2 protein-coding genes, 1 tRNA gene and 1 pseudogene are annotated in these 1,641 nt (G+C 68.4%); all 4 read right to left on the bottom strand.

The genetic code is table 11. The features are described from left to right. Positions 1-59 precede the first annotated feature (59 nt). Positions 60-260, bottom strand: a pseudogene (locus KDL01_RS40945) (cation transporter); the annotation flags it as partial. A 215-nt stretch (positions 261-475) separates the two neighbouring features. Further along, entirely contained in the window at positions 476-778 is a 303-nt protein-coding gene (locus KDL01_RS40950; RefSeq protein ID WP_212534115.1) for a heavy-metal-associated domain-containing protein, read from the bottom strand. A gap of 125 nt (positions 779-903) precedes the next feature. Next, entirely contained in the window at positions 904-1,209 is a 306-nt protein-coding gene (locus KDL01_RS40955; protein WP_212534116.1) for a metal-sensitive transcriptional regulator, read from the bottom strand. A gap of 256 nt (positions 1,210-1,465) precedes the next feature. Then, positions 1,466-1,541, bottom strand: a tRNA-His gene (locus KDL01_RS40960). Between the last annotated feature and the right edge of the window lie 100 nt (positions 1,542-1,641).

The raw sequence follows: 1,641 nt of genomic DNA on the forward strand, positions 1-1,641 counted from the left end.
TCTACGGCTTCCTGCTCGTCCACCACGCGCTACGCGACCTGATGCGCCAAGCCGCCGGCGTAGCCGATGGCTTCGATGGTGGCGATGAGCTGGGCGGGGGACACCTCTGGGGGGTATGCGACGGCGGCGCGCTCGGTGGCGTAGTTCACCGAGGCGCTCACGCCGTCGATCCGGTTGAGGCGCTTCTCGATCCGGGCCGCGCAGGACGCGCAGGTCATGCCGGTGATCTCGAGTTCTATGCGCTCGCCGACGTTGGGCATGTCGGTACCCTCGCTTCCTTGCTCGTCCTCGGTCGTGTCCGGGTCCGCGCCACCCGCGTTCTGCGGTTCCGCGTCGCTCGCGTGCTGCGGCTCGCACCGCGCGCGTTCTGCGGTTCCGCGTCGGTCGCGTGCTGCGGCTCGTACCGCGCCGCGCGTGCTGGTTTTCTGCGCCGCGCGCCGGCTCGCTCGTCGCGTGGTCCTGCCGGGTGGGCGGGTCAGCCCAGTTCGTATCCGGCCTCGTCGACGGCTGCGCGGACCTCGTCCTCGGACAGCGGCCTGGTGGAGCCGACCGTCACCTTCTTGGCGCCGAGGTCGACGGTCACGCCGGTCACTCCGTGGATCGCGGACAGTTCGCGGGTGACGGCGTTGGAGCAGTGGCCACAATTCATGCCGAAAACCGAGTAGACGGTGACTACGGGGCTGTCGTCGGGGATGCCGTTGTCGGCGGACGGAGCCGGCTCGGGGGTCTGGGTGGCCGGGGTGGCCGGCGCGGTCTGGGTGATCTCGATGTCGGTCATGTGCGGGCTCCCGTTCGTGGAGGGTGAGGTGGGATGACGTGGGGTGGGATGAGACGTCGGTGGTGTCGGGTGGGATGGGTGCGGAGTCATGGGCGGAGGCGGAGGTGGGGTTGAAGCGCTGTGCGTTAGGAGCGCACTAGGCGGGCGATGGCGGCTGAGGCCTCGCGGAGCTTGGCGTCGGCCACCTCGCCGCCCTGGGCCATGGCCTCGGAGACGCAGTGGGCCAGGTGCTCCTGCAGCAGCCCCAGGGCCACCGACTCGAGGGCGCTCTTGGCCGCCGAGACCTGGGTGAGGATGTCGATGCAGTACTTGTCCTCCTCGATCATCCGCTGCAGCCCTCGGACCTGCCCCTCTATCCGACGCAGCCGCTTGAGGTAGTCGTCCTTCGCGTCGCTGTACCCATGCGTATGAGTGGCCTCACTGGCGTGCATGCCTGGCATTGTCCGCCTCCTTCCACACTCGTCCTCCTCGTACCCGTCACGATCACTTCAACCATACCCCAGTAGGGTATATTCCGGCGGCCGCGCGTGCAGGTTCACGGAGATGGGTCAACGGATGATCAGGTGAACGGGCGAATGGGTGACGGCCGCGGGGAAGCAGGGAGCGGGGAAGCGGGAAGCGGAGAGACGGGCCGGGGAAAGCAAAGGGCCCCGGAACGCGTCTCCGCTGTTCCGGGGCCCTACTGACTGGGGTGAGTGACGGGACTCGAACCCGCGACCACCTGGACCACAACCAGGTGCTCTACCAACTGAGCTACACCCACCATCGTCACTCCTGCGCCTTACGGCGCCTGAGCACTCGCACTAGTGTAGCGGCTCCCGAGGGGTGCTCGGACACCCCTTTTTCCGCGGCGGGGGGAGCCT

It is taken from the genome of Actinospica durhamensis (genome assembly GCF_018139695.1).
GTDB lineage: Bacteria > Actinomycetota > Actinomycetes > Streptomycetales > Catenulisporaceae > Actinospica > Actinospica durhamensis.